The organism is Ensifer sp. GW101-20A05, from assembly GCF_059424735.1.
In genome coordinates this window covers 152,914-170,665 of record NZ_JBWKZT010000014.1, presented here as the reverse complement: position 1 = coordinate 170,665, position 17,752 = coordinate 152,914, and the positions used below count along the sequence as shown (strand labels likewise).

The following is a 17,752-nucleotide window of genomic DNA, read 5'->3' as shown; positions in this document are numbered from 1 at the left end:
AAATGCTGTCCCGGATTTAGTGAAATCGCTGTCCGGGATTTAATGGAATCCATGTCCGCGAATTACCGAAACCCGCAATCTTCATGTCGCCACTCATCGAAGATGCCGATTTGCATGCGTCCGGCATCGCCATCTGAGCCGACGCCGTTTCGGTCGCTGCGAGAAGGATGGCTGGTATGGCCGTCCCGGCGACTATGAGCTTAAGCAAGCTGTTCATTGTACTCTCCATGTTCGGAAGGACGTGTGTTTCAGATCGGGAGAGTGCTGGTCTTGGGCGGAGGATGAAGCACCCGGACGAGCAGGAACGCCTTCGCCTGCACTGCAAGCGGGCTGCGAAGATGCGGGGGGTGGATCTTCGCCGCACGCACGCAATCCACCAGAACCGCACAGCACTGAGATTTTGTGCAGCAGCCCGGCGGCGAGGCGAAGTCGGAAGCGTGATGGTTAGGCTCCGTGACGGAGGGGCAATGGCGTCCGACATGAACGGTGGCGCCCAGTGTGCCGTGCAGACTGAGAATCCCAAGGCAGAGTGCACCGATTAAGATGACCTGGAGTGAAACTCGGAAGGCAGGCATGGGGCGCGTTCCCTTCGAGCCTACAATCCGTCTGCCGATCAAAAGTTCCGCGCCGAAACGGGCGTTTGCGGATCGTCTGGTTGTGGATGTCCCGCGACGTACGCCCGTGATGGTACCTACGAGCGGCCGCACGGTTTCGAGGATGGCCGGAACAATGAGCGGCCGCCGATGCAGCATCATGACGGGGCGACGCACAACTACATCATGTTCACGGTCAACATGGTTCTCAGCCTGATCGTGATGTACTTCGTCATGTTCTCGATGATCGACGGCTGGGCGGATTTCCGGAACAATCTCAATACGGCCTACATGGCGCTGACGATGGTAGCTCCGATGGGCATCATCATGCTGGCGACGATGGGTGGAATGTACGGGCGCACCGGGCTGAACGTCGCCTTGTACATTGGGCTTGCCGTACTCTTCGTGGCCGTGCTTGCGGGGACGCGCAAGCAATCAGAGCAACGAGTTCGCTTGAACAGCTGGGGCACGTTTTGCAAGACGGCATCGCTGCAAACTCGTCGTCAACACCCAAAAGTAAAACGGCAAGTGGGAGCACACTTGCCTCGTTCGTCACACTCCCTGTAAGGATCGTAACCGCTCCAAGGCGGATCGCTTCCGGGCCCCAATAGGACGGGCCGACGATGACCCAAGTACGGAATGCATGCAGTCGGCATTGTATTGCGGTACGAAGTCGTCAGCGTCGATCGCCAGCCAATAGTCCGCCTTCTCCCGTTCGCCGAGATAGTCTTTAAGGACCGGCTCGTCGTCCAAACCTTCCTTCCTCCCTGAAAACGCGGGCGCAATCCCTCGGAGTTGGCTGGAATCCAAGCCGGACAGTTCCCGCCAAGCGTGTTCGAACTTCGAGCTTGCAGACTGCCAAGGGGGCATGGCCTTCGTCGCAGTTACACGCGCCAAAACCGGGCCACCTGCCCTTTCAACTGTTACGATTACGCTCCGGTGCCTGTCGTTTTCTGCGATCCCGTCCGCAACCGATCTCCCGCGCGCCACCGCCTGGCTGTCGCTAGCATGAAACGCTCCGGTGTGGTCGCGATTGACCGTCCCAAGAAGATGAATGTGAAAAAGGTATCGGCGCATTTTCGTACTCGAACATGGTCATCGCTTTCTACGTCTTAGCAGTTTCTAAAGTACTTTGCGCGTGACAGTTGCGTGACGCGCCCATCGCCGCCTGGTTACTTTGTCGGGGCGACCATTCAACATCCGTCGTCTTGAATAACGGGCGCTCGTGCTGTCTGATGCGGCGCCCCTCAGGGGCGACAGTCAGTGTCGATCGAGGAACGTATCGCCCACACCATGTACGTCCGCGCGGAGCCTCGGAACACCCGTCCAACATCCCGACAAGGATGTCGTTCCCGACGATACATTATGCGATCCCAGACCCACAAACCGGAAACAAACCCGGCATATGATCCTCGCGCTGTCTGTCTGACTCCGTGTTGTGCAATCCTGCCGCAACAGGTTCATCCGGTGGACCTCGTTCGCCGGCGACGATCATCCGAAACCATTCTTCGGATCGCCGTGATGTTTCCCACAGCCCATTCAAAGGTACTCCTCCCTCACGAAATCAACCAAATCGAACAGATCTTTGTGGATGTCCTGCGCGGGCTCGGCCTGTCGCGGAATAGTGAGGCCGCAGAGGCAATCGCAATACGCATTCTCAATTGCTACCAAGGGGGCGTTCGGGAGAGCGGCGTTCTGAAACACATGATCGGCTACTATAAATTGGCGGCGCTGGAAGAGAACGCGGACTCGCTTCCGCACGGCAACCACGAGGTTTCGATCCAGGAGATTACCGGCCAGCTACTCAGCCCCGACGAACTTGATACGCTCCAACGGACGTTCGATCGGGTGTGCGTCTGGTGTAGTATAGCCTCGCCCTAGCTCAGACGGTCATTGTTACTCCAGAGCAGGAAACGGTCGTTCGCGAATATGTTAAGAAGAAGCCGCTTGCCTCCATCAAACTTCCTGGAGTGGAGCTCAACGTCGGCTCGGCACTCCCCGAAACGGTAGAACTGCACACGATCGATGCACCGGATATCAAGTACCGCTATGTGGTGGTAGACAACCGCACGGTCCTGGTTGACCCGGGCACCCGCAAAATCGTTCGTGTTATCGACTAACGCTCGGACCGCTGCCCCTTCCCCTGGATGCGAAGGGGCAGCCTTCATGCTCCGAGTTTGGTTGTCCACCCGCACTCACTCCCCAGAAAGCTAATTATGCTGGATAAAAAAACGGTCCCGCGGAAGCAGGACCGGTGAGGTGAATCATATGCGAGCATCCGCTCGGTAGGCCCCACAGTTAGCGGGGACACTAAGGGCTGGTGGGGCCTAGAGGCATCTCGATTGGGTCGACGATCGAGAGTATTTTCAAAGCTAGGGCGGCGGAAAAGGTTCCGCCATGGGACTTCAGTCTCAAACGGCCAGCGCAAAGGTCTTAGGTTCGTTGTCGCCCTCTACCCTCGCGTTAGTTTTCTTCTGAGCCCAAGCAGCACAGCGCCTAACTGCCTTGGGCGGGCAACGGCGCCGGAGCGCCTCCTTGCAGTCCGCAGGAACAAGCTTTGCTGTCGTTGCCCGATTGGAGGATTGAGGATCTGCGAATGTACGAACCACACACTTACGCAACGCCACAGAGGAAGTTAACGACCGGTCTACCCGTCGGCATGGTGCTTCTGTCAATGGTTGCGACCACTGCTTCCCTGCTGGTCGGAGGCGAACCAGAGTTGATCCCGGAAATCGGTAGAGCAGCATGAGCGAAGCTGCCCGGTACCGTACATTCCAGTCGATACATTATGCGATCTTTTGAGCACAAATCGTGAGCAAAATAGGAAGAGGTCGGGTCATGGCGAACTGTCAGAGCTGGAGGCCATCGACGTTCTGCTATCGAAGAACTGACGCTGCGCGAGAACAGCCGTATCAAGAAGGGCATTGCGGATGGGCAGGCTCGCAACCATCAAAACCCTGGCGGGCTTATCAGCCTGTCGTCGCGGGCAGCGGTAACCTCTTCCCCAGTTCGTCAACGGTCGCTACGAACGCGGCGCTGTGATCCTCACCTCCAACCGCGGCTTCGCAGAGTGGGGCGACGTCTTTTGGCGATCGCGTCGTCGCCACCGCGCTGCTTGACAGAATCCTTTACAACGCCGTCGCATTCAGATCGAAGGATCAAGCTATCGCCTGCGACAACATGCGGAACTGATGCCAGAGCACGTGCGTTCCAAACCCCTCATCACTCCACCCCCTTTCTTGCCACCACCAAGATCACGGGGACGGCCACCGAAAAATGGTCACGCATTCCTGCTACCCACGTCGGCATAACTGGGGAATTTTACTTCGGCACTTTGAGGAAATTTCCAGCGGCATGACATCCTTGTGTTGCGCCTCCCGGGATCTACGAGCCTGCTGAGCGTAGCGCCGCAAGTCCAGCCGGTCCGAGAACATCTTCACTGCGTGTGGAGCGGCGAAAGTTGTCGAAGTAGAGCGTCCATTCGCCCTGAGATGCCGAGCGGTAGGGGCCGAACTTGAAATACTGCCGAGAGCCCAGCCCATGTTCGTCATGCCCGATATGGCCTCGGACCGTCACGATCCAGCGGTCGTTGGCGAAGAGTTCGATATGCCCTGTGCCATCCGGTCCCGGCTGGGTCATCACTGCAAAGTCAATCCAGCCACTATGCGGCGTCGGCAGCTCATTACCCCTGTGGATGACGGTGATGCGATCCGTGTGGGCCGTGAACAGGCGCCCGTCCTGTGGCTTCCAGCCAGGGTCGGTGGCAACCAGCGCACGCATCTGGCGCTTTTCCGGCCGCAGAAAAACCGGCGTGAGGGCCGATGTGCCGGTCGACAAAGAAGAGCGCCGAGGGATCACCGGAAAACTGGTCTCAACGGTCGCAAACAGTCGGCCGCGAACGAGACGAAGCGCCAGGAACGGGCTAAAGTCACCCCTCGCCTCCGGACCGATCTCGCGCTTCCATTGGGCGATCAGATGGCGGTGGTCCCCTTGCGGGATGGGATCGGCAAACCTGACGGAAAAGCCGTACCAGACCGCCTTGTCATATGGTACGCGCAGCGTCGTGCGTTCCCACACCTCCGCTCGCTCGCTTCGATCGTCTTCGCCCTCAAAAAGCGGTCGGACGCTTAGCTTCAACGCGCCGGCACTGCCAAAGGTGACATTTCGCTGGAATTCGACTGATCCGGCACGTTGCTCGACATTGTCACGATAGTAGAGCCCCCCCAAAGGCGAGAAGCTGTCGCCTTCGAAACCGTCAACAAGGTTGGCTTCCCAGGACAACGGCGTCGCCGCATCGCTATTGCCGTCAAGTGCGTTGTCAGCGGTTTCCAATTCTTTCTCCTGAATTATCCTCCGCGCTCGCAACGTATTTGTGCTTTAGGCCTCTTCCTGTCTCGCGACAGTCCATCGTGAACCTGCGGTCAGCGATGTGGTCGTTGCACCGGGTAACATAACGGCTATTGTTTGAAATCAGTCGACCGGGCCCACCGCAGACGTCACAAGTATGGTAGGAACGGTCTGCGATCTCATGATAGATCCCGCTAAGCGCAGCCGCCAGTTCTGCCGACAGGCGGAAGTCATCCGTCGGACTGAGGTAGCAGCGAAGACCACCCCACTTTTCCTCTATTTGCCGAACGTAGACCTTGGAAAGCAGCCCTTGATTGCTGAGGAATACTTCGACACGCCGTAGATATTCCTCAATCAATCCGTTCCAGCCGGTATTGGCAATCAGGAAAAGGGACCACGTCTCCTCGCTCGTATTTGGATCAAAAAGACAAGCATAGCTTTCACGAACGTGTACAACGAACTCCGCATGTGTCATGCAGAGACTCCTTTCGCATGAACCCGGGGGGCTGGAAATAACACGGGCTGTCAGCGCAGTTAGGCCTTCCCGTCTTGCAGCTGCCATTGGTATGCCGAATCTGCTCGGTAGTTCGATCGGGCACACTTCGGCTGCCTCAAACCCTCTTCTTGTCAAATCCCGGTCCGCGCCGAGCGTCGACGACGTGATAGCCGCCGACACCCGGCTTGCTGAAAGGACCGAGCGGAATGCGACGGCGTTCGGTGAGACCTGGCTTGCGACAAAGCCGAATCCATCGCGCGCGGGGTGACGGCCGTGAACGAGGCGGCGAGAGGCCGCCCCAGTCCCAGGGTGCAATCAGCTCACCTTCTTCACGGGCGGTATCGTCCATGAGCCGTCGATGATGGAAGGATTGCTCTCATTGGGCCAGTAGAGGCGCATCATGAGGATAAACTTGCCTTTGGGCGCCGGCAGCCAATTGGATTCCTTGTCCGGTCCGGGCGATTCATGCTGGATCAACAGGTCGATCGAGCCGTCCGGATTTGCCTTGAGCGGCTCCCGTGCACTGATGGAGTAGCGATTAAGCGGATTGTCGACAAAGAAGTAGTCCGCGTCATACATGGTCAAGGACCAGAACCCCGAAACCGGTGGCGTAAGTCCCTTCTTGAATGTCAGAACGTACTTTTCGGACCCGTTATATGCCCGCTTGATCACACCGCCGCCGGATTTCTGCGATGTCGGATAGATCGCATCCTGCGGCCGGTTTGCTCCCAGACCGATCGCGGTGATGAGGGCGCGCTGGATATAGTTGGTGCCATAAATGCCAGTCTTCGTCGTGAAGCCCCAGCCGTCGATGTCCTGCACGTCGCCGTCGCTGAATTTGAAATGCGTCATGATGCGGGCGAAGCCGAGCTCAGGGACGCGCTTCACAAAGGCCGGATCGAACTTGGCCTTGTCGAAGTCCTGGCCGGGAACGATGCCGAGTTCGGCGAGCTTGGCGACCATCGGCGCATCCGCGTCGGTCGGCGGGTTTCGTTTCAGGAGCTCGGCGAACAGGGTGAAGTACTCGATGGCGTTCATGCTGTTGACTTGCTCGCGAACGGCAGTCTCCATATCGATGGCCGGATCGACCTTGCCCTTGGGGGCGGTCCACTCCTTGCCCCATGCGCTCAAGGGATAGAGTTTGACCTCATCCTGGAGCTTATGAACCTCCGCGTAGTCCTCCGGCGTCCCGGTGCAATAGATGCGTCCAAGCAGCCAGACGATGCTCGTCGGAGACTTGTACTGGGTCATGCCCTCCGGTACCTTGCCTTCCCACCCAGGACCGGTCACCACGAAGGTCTGCGCCCCCGTACCGGTCGTCCGCTTTCCGGGAACGTCGAACACCGTCGTCCAGCCGTCCAGCATCGGAAACAGAGCATAACGATCTTTGAGGTCGGGCAAGCTGACCACCCAAGGTTCCTCACCCACATCGAAGAATGCCGTCGTATAGAGCGTATCGGCATTGGGCGCCGTCACGTCGCGGAATTTGGCATCCGGATACTGGCGCAACTTGATGACGTGCCCCATCGGACCTCGGGTTCCTTCGACCTCGGCGACGTTGGTAATCACGCGCCGGGTCATTTCCATCGTCACGAGAGGGTAGGCGTAAATGTACGCTTCGACTGCGAGCGCGAACTCATCGAGCCCTTCCGGCAGATCTGCCACCAAACCGTCGGCGGCGTTCGCCGACGAACCCACAGAACCAGCGGCCATCAGTCCAAGACCGGCCACCGTTAATTCACGGCGCGTGATATGCATTACTTGCCCTCCAAAAAACAATTTGTAACGAATGCAACTGTGCGGACAATCCGCGCGCAATCAAAAGTTGAAGCACCACTGGACACGGGCTATTGGACGAGACCGAGGTTGATCAATTGGACCCGCCGGTTTTCCGGCGCTTTCAGGTTGGCTGCATCGAGCGGCCACTCCTCGCCCACGCCAATCGAATACAAACGGTCTGGTGCGATCGCAAACGTGGTCGAAAGCGCCTCGGTTATGGCATTGGCGCGCTGCGCGCTAAGCTTGAGATTGTGTTGGGCGTCGCCGGTCGAACTCGTGTGACCGACCACGAGAAACTTGTAGCGCCGCAGGTTGGGGTGGTGCAGCGCATCGGCGATCAGGCCGACCGTGCGGTAAGATTTTGGCTCGATGGCGACGGAGTCGTTCTCGAATTCGATATCTAGGATCAATTGCGACAGCTTGGAGAGTTTCTGCCAGTTCGGAAGGTTGGCGACACCTTTACCCGCACTTGCCGTTGCCTCCTCCACCAGAAGCGCGACGTCAATTGCGGGCGCCGCGTTTTCCACCCTCCCGAGGGTACGTACAAGTTGCATGTCACTGATTTGCTGCGCCACCCCCTCGCCAGCGGACAGCATCAGCCCGATCGTCAGCAACGCCTTAAATTGGATTCGCTTCATTGGCTCACCTTTCGTTCTCAAGAAGGTCTCAACGCCACCCTGCGTCGATGATGGCTTGGCCGCATTGTCCTTCGTTCACGCGCGTCGCCTTGTTCAGACAGGAGAGAACATTGCCCTCGCCCTTGACGCTTTTGCAGTACTGGGCGATGTCGTGTTTGCAAATCGTCGCAAAGGACGACTGCGCCGCCTGGCGTTGACGTATCGAGGTGATCACGTTCGCCAGTGTCACGGTACACGCCGGCGAGACTTTGCCCTCGTTCTGCTCGAGACAGGACTGGATGCGGCCGCTGCCAAGGTTGAGCCCCTTGCAATATTTCCGGATGTCCGATCCGCAATCGTTGGCGAGCAAGCTCACAGCATCGGCATAGCTGATGGTGTCTGCCCGAGCGACGGTGGCGAGGGCAAGAACAGTGAGAACTATCGTTCCTGCGAAAACTGCACGTCTGTTCGTCATGGCAAGTCCGATCGAAAACAACATTAAACTCGGCTGCCCGGCCGATAGCCGAGGCGTTAGCCAGCGTTGACATGCGCAATGCGGTCGCCAAAAGGGAAGTAGCTTACAGTATGCAACGCCCCTGCTACGGTTACGCGGGCAATTCGCAGGCGCGGAGACTGCACGATGGCGAGCGCTGCCGACATCCCGTCTCGGCGGCTGTTTGCCATCTCCATGTCCCCGGCGGAGCGTTCGTCGCAGCGGGAGTGTGAGGTTCCATCGACCGCCGGAACGTGGATCGGCGCCGCGAAGGTCACCAACGAGCATTTGTCATCATCGCATGCCCAGGCATCGTTACGATTCCGTGAGCCGCAACCGAGCTGGGGAAGAGACCCCTGAGATGTTTTCTTGCACGGCACGGCCGCGCGCCCGTCACTGACCGTGGCATCCGCGAAACTCCTTCAAATTTTTCCTGCGAATCCGCCCAGAGATGCTTCGAAACCAACGCTTACCACTGGTGTGGCAAACTCTAGGGGGCACAAAAATCGAGGTGGTGGTCCGATATGATTTCTGGACGAGCAAAACGTGACAGCGTAGGTTACATAAAGGGACGGCAACTAAATCAGTGATTGTCGCAGCTGAGTGGGTAGGGGGCGATTGATGGACACATTGGTGGCACACGGATCGGAGGAGATGGCGGAATCGTCAGGATCTGTGCCAAGTCCAGCAGATATTCGTGACCAACTTGCACGCATCATTTCGAGTGCCGAGTTTCCAAAAGGAGGCCGCGGCCCGGCCTTTCTCAGTTTCGTTGTCGAGGAGGCCCTTGCGGGGCGAGCGCTGCGCCTAAAAGGCTACACAATCGCGGTTGAGGTATTCAAGCGGAGCGAAGACTTCACCCAGGATGACCCGGTCGTCCGCATCGAGGCCGGACGGCTGAGACGTGCGCTCGAGCGCTACTATCTCGTGGCCGGACAGGACGATCCCGTCAGGATAGATATTCCAAAAGGACGCTACGCGCCTTCGTTCACCTGGAACGCTCCGATCTCAGCGGCCCCCATCTTTGCCTCTGTCGAGGAGGAGGGCAAACAGCTCGATCACTCATGGCCGCGTCGTGGGTGGCTAATGCTCGGCCTTTTCGGCGTCATCGCACTTGCGGCGCTGACATACTGGGGAAGCGAGCGCATAGTTGAGGCTGCGAAGCGGAGCGGAACCGCAATCTCGCCTGACGAGCCGACGTTGGTGATCGCACCTTTTGCCAATCTCGGCGACGGCCCGCAGGCTCAACTTTACACATCAGGGCTGACAGAGGAACTGCTCACCGCCCTGCCACGGTTCAAGGAGATCATGGTCTTCGGCCGCGAGACGTCGAAGTCTCTCTCCCCACAGGTTGAGGCTTCCGAAATTCGTGGTGGGCTCGGTGCTCGCTATCTGCTTGCAGGCGCCGTCAGGGTGTCTGGTCCTAAGGTCCGAGTGACGGCGCGCCTATTAGACACATCCGACGGCGCAATCCTGTGGTCCCAGACCTACGACGATGACCTAACAAGCCGGGAACTTTTCGCCATCCAATCCGACGTCGCGAGCAAGGTTGCGGCCGCTGTAGCCCAGCCGTACGGCGTCATCGCGCAGGCTGCCACAGCAAGCCCGCCCCCAGATGACCTCGGGGTCTACGCCTGCACACTGCGCTTCTACGCGTATCGTGCGGAACTGAGCCCGGAGACCCATCTCAACGCCCGAGACTGTCTTGAAAGCGTCGTGGCACGTTACCCCAGTTATGCGACGGCATGGGCAATGTCGTCCATTTTATACCTCGATGAGGATCGCTTCCGCTTTAACCTCAGGAGTGGCCAGCCGGCGCCAATTGAGCGGGCGTTGCACTCGGCCCGACGGGCGATCGAACTGGAACCAGGAAATACCCGGGCGCTTCAATCCCTGATGATCGCGCTTTTCTTCAACCAACAACTCACCGAGGCGCTTCAGGCCGGCGAGGAGGCGCTGGCATTAAACCCGAACGACACGGAGCTGTTGGGCGAGTTCGGAACGCGGCTCGCAATCTGTGGCCAGTGGCAGCGTGGCGCGGATCTCCTTGACCGAGCTCTTACGCTCAACCCCGGTGGCGCAAGCTACTACCACGGAGCACGAGCGCTCGCGGCCTATATGCTGAACGATCCTGATAAAGCGGTGAGCCTCATCCGCAAGACGAATCTACAAAAGTTCCCGATGTTTCACCTGGTCGCAGCCGCAATCTTCGCCGACGCTGGATTGTTGGATGAGGCGAGGCGCGAGGGAGAGATCTTCATGAAGATGCGCCCGGATTACATCCCGAACATCATCGAAGAACACAGGAAGCGCAACATTGAGCCGAGGGACAACCTCCGGATGATCGCGTCGCTTCGAAAGGCGGGCCTTCCCGTGCCGAGCGCCGAGGAAGTTGAAGCGAAGGTATTGGCCACCGCCGCATTCAAAATCCCCTGAGGCTTCGGCGGCGGACAGATTCTACAGTCTGCCCGCACAGAGCCTACCAGACGTTACGGGTGTTCGTTCTCCGCGGTGTCTACAGTTTGTCGATATCAGACGCCAGCCGGCGGCTGACGCTTGCCAAGCACCAAGAGGCATAGGCCGATGATCCGCTGGAATACGAATAATGCCCTTTCAACCGCAGCGTTCTGTTTACTATTGGGGCTGATACCGCAAGCAGAAACGCTGGCGGCAGAAGCTGAGGCCAAAAGCCTCCTCAAGGCGATGTCAGACTATCTCGCTTCACAAAAGGCGATATCCTTCGCCTACGATTCAAACCTGGAAGTCGTCACCAAGGACCATCAGAAATTGCTGCTCGCGAGTTCCGGCAAGATCGAGTTGGGGCGACCCGACAAGCTGCGCGCCACGCGGTTTGGCGGCTTCGCCAATGTTGAAATGGTTTTCGACGGCAAGACGGTGACGCTGGTCGGAAAGGATATAAACCTTTACACCCAGGTGGATCTCCCGGGCACGGTCGAGCATCTGGTCGATGCAATGCGCGACAAGCTCGGCAAGCCGGTGCCCGGTGCGGACCTGCTCCTGCCCGACGCCTATGACAAGCTGATGGAGGGCGTAACCGACGTAAAGGACCTCGGCAGTGGGGTGATCGGGGGTGTCGAATGCGACCACCTCGCTTTCCGGGCGAAAGACGTCGACTGGCAGATTTGGATCGCGCAGGGAGAAAACCCCCATCCCTGCCGCTACGTGATTACCGCCAGCCAGGTCGACCAAGGTCCGCAATACAGCATCCAAATTTCGGACTGGAAGACGGGCGTCGATGTCGTGGCGGAAGACTATAGCTTCGTCAACAAGACCGACGCCAGGAAGGTCGACCTGACGGATTTTGCCGACATAGACGAACTACCCGATCACCTGGCCACGGGAGACGACAAATGACCGCGCACGGGAGACTGAAGACCGTTCTGTTTATTGCTGCGCTTTTGCTTCCCGCGATCGATGCCGCTGAGCAGGCAGCGATCCTTAGGCCCTACGCTTTTCCGAAGCCCGCCGAGGCTCGTGTCGGTCGGCCGCTGACACCTGTCAGCGTCGCGGGCGTCGCTCGGCGAACCGTGCGGCGCTGCGCCGTTGGCGTCTATTACTGCTAGGGCCCGAAATCTCAGGGGAAAGTTGGAAGCGTTTTGATCAACACAAACACCAGCACTGAGCGCGTCGCTTCATTCTCAAGCTGTCTGCGCCGGATGATCCTTTGCCTTACGCTCATCTCCGTTTCCGGATGCGGCGGCCATCCGAAGGGTGTGCTGACGCCCGTCGCCGAGACGTCCGCCGATGCAAGCCGCGTCGAAATGCTGATCACAACCACGCGTGACCGCTCGGAAGTACCCGGAGAAATGTTCACGGGCGAGCGCGCGCGTGCGCCAGCGTTTGCGGACATCACCGTATCTATCCCTCCTATCCGAAAGGTTGGCGATGTCGCGTGGCCAAAGAAGCTGCCTCCCAATCCGGCCACCGACTTCGCAACTCTGAAAGCGGACGAATTGACAAAGACTGAAGCTAAGGCCTGGCTGAACGCTTCGGTCAGGAAGAGTCCCGACCAAAGCGTGCTTGTGTTCATTCACGGGTTCAACAATCGCTTCGAAGACTCCGTCTACCGCTTTGCCCAGATCGTCCATGATTCCGGCGTCAAGAGTGCGCCCGTTCTTGTGACCTGGCCATCGCGGGGCAGCCTCTTGGCTTACGGCTATGACCGTGAAAGCACCAACTATACCCGCAACGCGCTGGAATCACTGTTCCAATATCTGGCTGCGGACGAAGAGGTGAAGGATGTCTCGATCCTTGCTCATTCGATGGGAAACTGGCTCACGTTGGAAGCGCTTCGCCAAATGGCAATCCGTAACGGACGCCTGCCGGCAAAGTTCAAAAACGTGATGCTCGCGGCCCCCGACGTCGACGTGGATGTGTTCCGCTCGCAGATCGAGGACATGGGCAATCAGCACCCGCGGTTCACCCTCTTCGTGTCGCAGGACGACAAGGCACTGGCTTTCTCGCGCAGGGTCTGGGGTGACATTCCCCGACTGGGATCGATCGATCCGGAGCGGGCCCCTTACAAGCAGGAGTTAGCGGACCACGATATCACCGTCATTGATCTGACCAAGGTGAAGGCCGGAGACAGCATGCACCATGGCAAGTTCGCAGAATCGCCACAAGTGGTCCAATTAATCGGCGCCCGGATTTCCGAGGGCCAGACGTTGACCGACAGCAAGATGGGCCTTGGGGATCACCTCATCGCTGGAACGACGGGGGTTGCGGCAGCAGCAGGCAGCGCCGCGGGCCTGATCCTCACCGCCCCGGTTGCTGTTGTCGATCAAGCCTCTCGCGAAAACTACGCTCACCACCTCAGTGGGTTAGCGGGCCGGTCGAGCTCTGAGCAGGAAATCGCGGTTAAGGACTGCACGTCAAAACAACGGCTGGAATCTAAATCAACGTGTGGCGCGACAGAATTGAGGGACAACCAATGAAAAGATGCGCCGGGGCTTCGGTGTCCCTCAATGGATAAGCCTCTGCCGCTCCGACGTAGAGTCCAAGCGGCGCGTAGCCTTTCGCGAAGCCCTACGCCGGCGCGTCGGTTGCGGCGGCCAATGATCATACGCCTTACGGCTTCTATCCTTTCCCTTGCCGCTGATGGATTTCTTGAAAGAACGGAGCATTTTATGAAGAGACTTGTTACGGCCGCCATCGTCGCGAGCGCGCTCTTGTGCGGGCCGCTGATGGCAGCTGACCTTAATGCTAATCGAGCACCGGACGACGTTCCTGCGATCGAGGAACGATGGACCTATTCGATCACGCCTTACTTCTGGGCAGCAGGTCTTTCTGGCGAGACCGCACAGTTTGGTCTTCCTACGGTCAACATGGACGCGAGCTTTAGTGACATTTTCGACAACCTTGATTTTGGCGGTATGCTCATGGGAGAGGCCCGGAACGGACGATTCAGCGTTTTCGGCGACCTGATCTACACCAAGCTTTCCGCCGACGATAACACGCCACATGGTTTGTTGGCGACGAGTGTCGACGTCGACACTCAGACATTCGCTGGCCTTTTCGGCGTGGGTTACTCGGTCCTTGAAGGACCTGAGGGCCGCCTGGATGTCGTCGGCGGCCTGCGGGTGTGGTCAGTGGAGACCGAGATTTCCTTCAACGGCGGAATTCTCGGTGGGCGCAGCTATACCGACAGCGCCACATGGGTCGATGGCCTCGCGGGGGTGCGCGGCACCTATAATTTCACACCAAACTTCTACGCGATTGGATGGGGTCTTGTCGGTGGTGGCGGTGCCAACATAGACTGGGATGTGATGGCAGGGGTTGGGTACAACATCAACGAGACGGTTTCTGCAACAATTGGTTACAGGGCGCTCGGCGTTGATTACCGTGACAACGGCTTCATTTTCGATGTCGTGCAACAGGGCCCGATCGTCGGTTTCACGATTCGCTTTTGAAGACATTTGCGAATGCTTGGAGTACCGCGCCAAAGGCATCAGAGCCGAACAAGATAAGGCTTTTCTGAAGGGACGAATTTCCGTGCAAACGAAGATCCGCTCTTGGACGGCGGTCGAACAACGCGCTGTGTTAATACGCGTAGCAACTGTGATCGCCCTGCTCCTTTTCGCAATCCCGCAGTCCGCCTTGGCGGAAACCAATCACACCGCCGGGTTAACATCCAACGTCGAAGAGTTTCTGGACCTACTCGGGAAAAGTGACGTTCAGGATTGGCTCCGCGCCCGACAACAAGCCAGTGGCGCCTCCGAAAGCCGCAAGGACCTGCCATCCGATGGTTCCTTCGGAAAAGCCTTTTCGGAACGTCTAAAGGCGATACAAGTGCATCTCAACGAGCTTTGGCAAGTTGCGCCACGCATGAATACCGAGGTGGAGAAGGCAACACAGCGACTGCGGTCAGCGAGCGACGGCGCGGGCTTTATCACAATCTTTGCCACGGCGGGCGTGCTGGTGGGTTTGGGACTTGCAGCCTTGTCTCTCGTCAAGAGCCGCCTCAGCACCGACTATCCGGCCGATGTAGCGGAAGGTGAAGCGCTTGGGCCTCATCGCCGCAGCCTGATGGGACGCTCCCTCGTGCAAGAGGTGGCCGGAATCATCGCATTCTGCATCGCCTGTTTCAGTCCCCTCCTCTTCTACGAACGGACTCCACTGGCTGATCCGATCCTTTTGACCCTTTTGACAGCGGTCACGGCATGGATGCTCCTGCGTGGGGTTTTACAAGTGCTTTTCTCGGTGAGAGAGGAGCAACGAGAACGCCCGTTGACACTCGCCGCCCATGATAGGGCTTCGCGCAATTGCAATCCGTTCTGGCCGCTCACAGCGGCTGGGTGGTTCTTATTTGGTACTGCAATCGCTGAAACATCACGGCTGAGTGGCATGGACCCCTTGGCTACGGAGCTGATCTCTTACGTCATGGGGCTCGGTTTGGTGGTGATCGGCATCACCGTTATCTGGCAAACGCCATCGCTCGAAGCCGCACGCGGTCCTAAAACGATAAAGAGCAGCACCTTAGGCCGATGGGCCGCAACATTCCTTGTCGTCGGCCTGTGGTTGATATGGGTTGCCGGTGCGACGCATCTCTTCTGGTCGCTTGCAATTGGTTTGTCGACCCCGATTGCGCTTCGCTTCGTCCGTACGCTGACGGCATATCTTTTTGCGAATGAGCAAGGTCAGGCAGACGACCAAATTTCATCCACTTCCATGGTGATGATTGACACGCTGGCACGGGCATTCCTGATCGGCCTCGCATTTTGGATCCTTGCAAGGGTGTGGGGGATCGGCTTCCCGCATTTGGCGACAAGCGATGATGCGATCCTAAGGTTGACGCGCGCATGTGTGATTGTTCTCGCCATCCTTTTTGCTTTTGACGCGCTGTGGCAATTCACACGCCTTGCAATAGACGCAAAGATTGCGCGGGTTGATAAGGCCGGTTCAAGCGGCGCCGAGGTGAGTGCGAAGCAAACGAGGTTGCGAACGCTGCTACCGGTCGCGCGGAATTTCGCCATGGTGATATGCGCGACCCTTGCTGTGTTGATGACCTTGTCTACGCTCGGAATCGAAATCGGGCCGCTGATTGCGAGCGCCGGAGTCGTCGGTTTGGCAGTTGGCTTCGGAGCGCAGACCCTGGTGAAGGATATCATCAGTGGGATCTTCTATCTCCTGGACGACGCTTTTCGTGTGGGCGAATACATCCAGTCGGGCAATTACAGCGGGACTGTAGAATCGTTCAGCCTGCGTTCCGTTCGTCTGCGGCATCAAAACGGCCCTGTGTTCACAATTCCTTTCAGTGCATTGGGTGCGGTGGAGAACGGCAGTCGCGACTATGCGATCGACAAACTTCTCGTCACGGTCACCTATGACACGGATCTTGAAAAGGCGCGAAAGCTGATCAACCGGATCGGCCAGCAAATGACGGAGGATCCCGAGCTCGCGCCGATGATCATCGAACCTCTGAAGATGAATGCTGTTGGTGAATTCGGGACTTACGGCATTCAACTCAAGCTCAAAACGACGACGAAACCAGGCTCCCAAAGCACGGTGCGCAAACGGGCCTATCCGCTCATTAAAAGAGCGTTCGACGAAAACGGAATCGAATTCGCCCATCCAACGGTGAAGGTCTCTGAAGGTGATCCCAAGGCAAAAGCTGCTGGTCTCCAACAAGTGCTGAACGCCAATCCGAAGCAAATCGGCTAAGCATTCCGGCTTTACCATGACTGGTCTTGCTTAGCGGCTTTTCACAGCTGGAACTTTTGGCGAAGACTGTCCTTTCTGCCAGCTCTTGGGAGACGAGCAAGCCACTCAGTGCCATCTTCACAGAACTGGAGTTGATCCCGAAAATCGATAGAGCTGCATAGCTGCCTGCCTCAGCACGGCACCTTCCAGTCGATGCATTATGCGACTTTCGAAGCACATAACGGGAACAGCCAACTCCGGACACTCGCCGGCGGATCGGAACAAACGCCACACGGGGTCGAGGCTATGTTCGGCTAACCTCTCCCCGAAAGGGTTGGGCTTCCCGCGGCTCGGCCTGGCGACTATATGGTGGGAACGTGCTGCAACGACGCCGCTGCCCCCACAGTCGACGACCCGGATAACGTCAGGCGATTGGCATGCCAGCGAAGGTGGTCGTCCATGAAGGTTGAGATGAAATTGTATGAGTGGTCGTAGCCCTCGTGCACGCGCAAGGTGAGCGGAATACCAGCTCTGTCGCAGGCGTCCTCGAACAGCCATGGCCTAAGACCTTCGTCCAGGAATTGATCCGAGGCTCCCTGATCGATGAGAAACTCGGGAAAGCGCTTGCCGCCTTCCACGAGGCGCGTCGCGTCATAGTAATTCCATTTGCCTTCATCCGCTCCAAGATAGAGTGAAAGCGCGGGTTTGGACCACTCCGCTGTCGAGGGTTCCACGATGGGCGCAAAAGCGGAGCAGCTTTTGAACCGCCCAGGATTCTTCAGTGCCATGATGAGTGCGCCATGTCCGCCCATCGAATGCCCCATGATCGCCTGTCGGCTCATATCGGCCGGGAAATATGTCTCAACGAGCGCCGGCAATTCGTCGATGAGATACGAATACATCCGGTAGTTCTTGGAAAATGGCTCTTCGGTGGCATCAACGTAAAAGCCCGCGCCCTTGCCGATCCGCCAATTGTCGGGCACGTCATCAACCTCGCCCCGAGGGCTTGTATCAGGGCATACCACGACAAGCCCAAGTTCTGCGGCCATCCTTCGGTATTCGCCCTTATCCATCACATTTGCATGGGTGCACGTCAAACCCGACAGAAACCACAAAACAGGTCGTGGACTTAATGCCGCTTGCGGTGGCTCAAAAACTGCAAAGGTCATTTCGCACGCGCAAACGCTCGATGAATGTTGATAGACCCCTTGCACGCCGCCGTGCGCCTTCGAGACCGAAACGGTTTTCATCTGTCTACTTTCGCCAA

At 58.0% G+C, this 17,752-nt stretch carries 15 protein-coding genes and 2 pseudogenes; 10 read left to right on the top strand and 7 right to left on the bottom strand.

What is annotated here, in order from left to right:
* Window positions 1-16: 16 nt before the first annotated feature.
* Window positions 17-217 carry a hypothetical protein gene (locus AC070A_RS27595; RefSeq protein WP_492383590.1) on the bottom strand — a complete coding sequence of 67 codons (201 nt, stop codon included), beginning with the start codon at window positions 215-217 and terminating at the stop codon, window positions 17-19.
* Between the two features lie 526 nt (window positions 218-743).
* Here AC070A_RS27595 and AC070A_RS27590 point away from each other — a divergent pair.
* From AC070A_RS27590 to AC070A_RS27575, 4 genes and pseudogenes are all read left to right on the top strand, one after another.
* Window positions 744-1,160, top strand: coding sequence for a hypothetical protein (locus AC070A_RS27590; RefSeq protein ID WP_492383591.1), 417 nt, complete (start codon window positions 744-746; stop codon window positions 1,158-1,160).
* A gap of 954 nt (window positions 1,161-2,114) precedes the next feature.
* Entirely contained in the window at window positions 2,115-2,474 is a 360-nt protein-coding gene (locus AC070A_RS27585; RefSeq protein WP_113736587.1) for a hypothetical protein, read from the top strand.
* A pseudogene (locus tag AC070A_RS27580) lies at window positions 2,474-2,713 on the top strand (DUF1236 domain-containing protein); the annotation flags it as partial. The gene AC070A_RS27585 and the pseudogene AC070A_RS27580, both read left to right, overlap by 1 nt.
* A 705-nt stretch (window positions 2,714-3,418) precedes the next feature.
* A pseudogene (locus AC070A_RS27575) lies at window positions 3,419-3,904 on the top strand (ATP-binding protein); the annotation flags it as partial.
* A 73-nt stretch (window positions 3,905-3,977) separates the two neighbouring features.
* Here AC070A_RS27575 and AC070A_RS27570 read toward each other — a convergent pair.
* The 5 genes from AC070A_RS27570 to AC070A_RS27550 form a co-directional block, all read right to left on the bottom strand.
* On the bottom strand, window positions 3,978-4,925 hold the full coding sequence (locus AC070A_RS27570; RefSeq protein ID WP_375374163.1) for a polysaccharide lyase family 20 protein: 948 nt from the start codon (window positions 4,923-4,925) through the stop codon (window positions 3,978-3,980).
* Entirely contained in the window at window positions 4,912-5,415 is a 504-nt protein-coding gene (locus AC070A_RS27565) for a hypothetical protein (RefSeq protein ID WP_162728050.1), read from the bottom strand. Before AC070A_RS27565 ends, AC070A_RS27570 begins: the two co-directional genes overlap by 14 nt.
* Window positions 5,416-5,751: 336 nt before the next feature.
* The gene (locus AC070A_RS27560; RefSeq protein WP_057251621.1) at window positions 5,752-7,194 is read right to left on the bottom strand and encodes a DUF1254 domain-containing protein; all 1,443 of its coding nucleotides are present in this window, start codon (window positions 7,192-7,194) and stop codon (window positions 5,752-5,754) included.
* Window positions 7,195-7,283: 89 nt separating this feature from the next.
* The gene (locus AC070A_RS27555; RefSeq protein WP_057251622.1) at window positions 7,284-7,853 is read right to left on the bottom strand and encodes an OmpA family protein; all 570 of its coding nucleotides are present in this window, start codon (window positions 7,851-7,853) and stop codon (window positions 7,284-7,286) included.
* 28 nt (window positions 7,854-7,881) lie between these two features.
* Entirely contained in the window at window positions 7,882-8,307 is a 426-nt protein-coding gene (locus AC070A_RS27550; RefSeq protein ID WP_057251632.1) for a cysteine rich repeat-containing protein, read from the bottom strand.
* A 639-nt stretch (window positions 8,308-8,946) separates the two neighbouring features.
* On the opposite strand from AC070A_RS27550, the gene AC070A_RS27545 reads away from it, so the two are divergent.
* The 6 genes from AC070A_RS27545 to AC070A_RS27520 all read left to right on the top strand — a co-directional run bounded on the left by AC070A_RS27545 (window position 8,947) and on the right by AC070A_RS27520 (window position 16,506).
* Window positions 8,947-10,761, top strand: a complete 1,815-nt coding sequence (locus AC070A_RS27545) for an adenylate cyclase (protein WP_113736585.1) — start codon at window positions 8,947-8,949, stop codon at window positions 10,759-10,761.
* 147 nt (window positions 10,762-10,908) lie between these two features.
* Window positions 10,909-11,700 carry a DUF2092 domain-containing protein gene (locus tag AC070A_RS27540; RefSeq protein WP_113736584.1) on the top strand — a complete coding sequence of 264 codons (792 nt, stop codon included), beginning with the start codon at window positions 10,909-10,911 and terminating at the stop codon, window positions 11,698-11,700.
* Entirely contained in the window at window positions 11,697-11,909 is a 213-nt protein-coding gene (locus AC070A_RS27535) for a hypothetical protein (RefSeq protein ID WP_057251625.1), read from the top strand. Before AC070A_RS27540 ends, AC070A_RS27535 begins: the two co-directional genes overlap by 4 nt.
* Window positions 11,910-12,002: 93 nt before the next feature.
* Window positions 12,003-13,280 carry an alpha/beta hydrolase gene (locus tag AC070A_RS27530; protein WP_112995304.1) on the top strand — a complete coding sequence of 426 codons (1,278 nt, stop codon included), beginning with the start codon at window positions 12,003-12,005 and terminating at the stop codon, window positions 13,278-13,280.
* Window positions 13,281-13,472: 192 nt separating this feature from the next.
* The gene (locus AC070A_RS27525; protein ID WP_057251627.1) at window positions 13,473-14,255 is read left to right on the top strand and encodes a hypothetical protein; all 783 of its coding nucleotides are present in this window, start codon (window positions 13,473-13,475) and stop codon (window positions 14,253-14,255) included.
* Between the two features lie 82 nt (window positions 14,256-14,337).
* Window positions 14,338-16,506, top strand: a complete 2,169-nt coding sequence (locus tag AC070A_RS27520; protein ID WP_162770887.1) for a mechanosensitive ion channel family protein — start codon at window positions 14,338-14,340, stop codon at window positions 16,504-16,506.
* Between the two features lie 341 nt (window positions 16,507-16,847).
* Here AC070A_RS27520 and fghA read toward each other — a convergent pair whose 3' ends face one another.
* The gene (gene fghA / locus AC070A_RS27515) at window positions 16,848-17,735 is read right to left on the bottom strand and encodes an S-formylglutathione hydrolase (RefSeq protein WP_057251629.1); all 888 of its coding nucleotides are present in this window, start codon (window positions 17,733-17,735) and stop codon (window positions 16,848-16,850) included.
* Between the last annotated feature and the right edge of the window lie 17 nt (window positions 17,736-17,752).

Bases quoted from the DNA above. Each gene is read 5' to 3' on its own strand.
- AC070A_RS27595 (WP_492383590.1), bottom strand. From the start codon at position 217: ATGAACAGCTTGCTTAAGCTCATAGTCGCCGGGACGGCCATACCAGCC.
- AC070A_RS27590 (WP_492383591.1), top strand. From the start codon at position 744: ATGCAGCATCATGACGGGGCGACGCACAACTACATCATGTTCACGGTC.
- AC070A_RS27585 (WP_113736587.1), top strand. From the start codon at position 2,115: ATGTTTCCCACAGCCCATTCAAAGGTACTCCTCCCTCACGAAATCAAC.
- AC070A_RS27565 (WP_162728050.1), bottom strand. From the start codon at position 5,415: ATGACACATGCGGAGTTCGTTGTACACGTTCGTGAAAGCTATGCTTGT.
- AC070A_RS27560 (WP_057251621.1), bottom strand. From the start codon at position 7,194: ATGCATATCACGCGCCGTGAATTAACGGTGGCCGGTCTTGGACTGATG.
- AC070A_RS27555 (WP_057251622.1), bottom strand. From the start codon at position 7,853: ATGAAGCGAATCCAATTTAAGGCGTTGCTGACGATCGGGCTGATGCTG.
- AC070A_RS27550 (WP_057251632.1), bottom strand. From the start codon at position 8,307: ATGACGAACAGACGTGCAGTTTTCGCAGGAACGATAGTTCTCACTGTT.
- AC070A_RS27545 (WP_113736585.1), top strand. From the start codon at position 8,947: ATGGACACATTGGTGGCACACGGATCGGAGGAGATGGCGGAATCGTCA.
- AC070A_RS27540 (WP_113736584.1), top strand. From the start codon at position 10,909: ATGATCCGCTGGAATACGAATAATGCCCTTTCAACCGCAGCGTTCTGT.
- AC070A_RS27535 (WP_057251625.1), top strand. From the start codon at position 11,697: ATGACCGCGCACGGGAGACTGAAGACCGTTCTGTTTATTGCTGCGCTT.
- AC070A_RS27530 (WP_112995304.1), top strand. From the start codon at position 12,003: ATGATCCTTTGCCTTACGCTCATCTCCGTTTCCGGATGCGGCGGCCAT.
- AC070A_RS27525 (WP_057251627.1), top strand. From the start codon at position 13,473: ATGAAGAGACTTGTTACGGCCGCCATCGTCGCGAGCGCGCTCTTGTGC.
- fghA (WP_057251629.1), bottom strand. From the start codon at position 17,735: ATGAAAACCGTTTCGGTCTCGAAGGCGCACGGCGGCGTGCAAGGGGTC.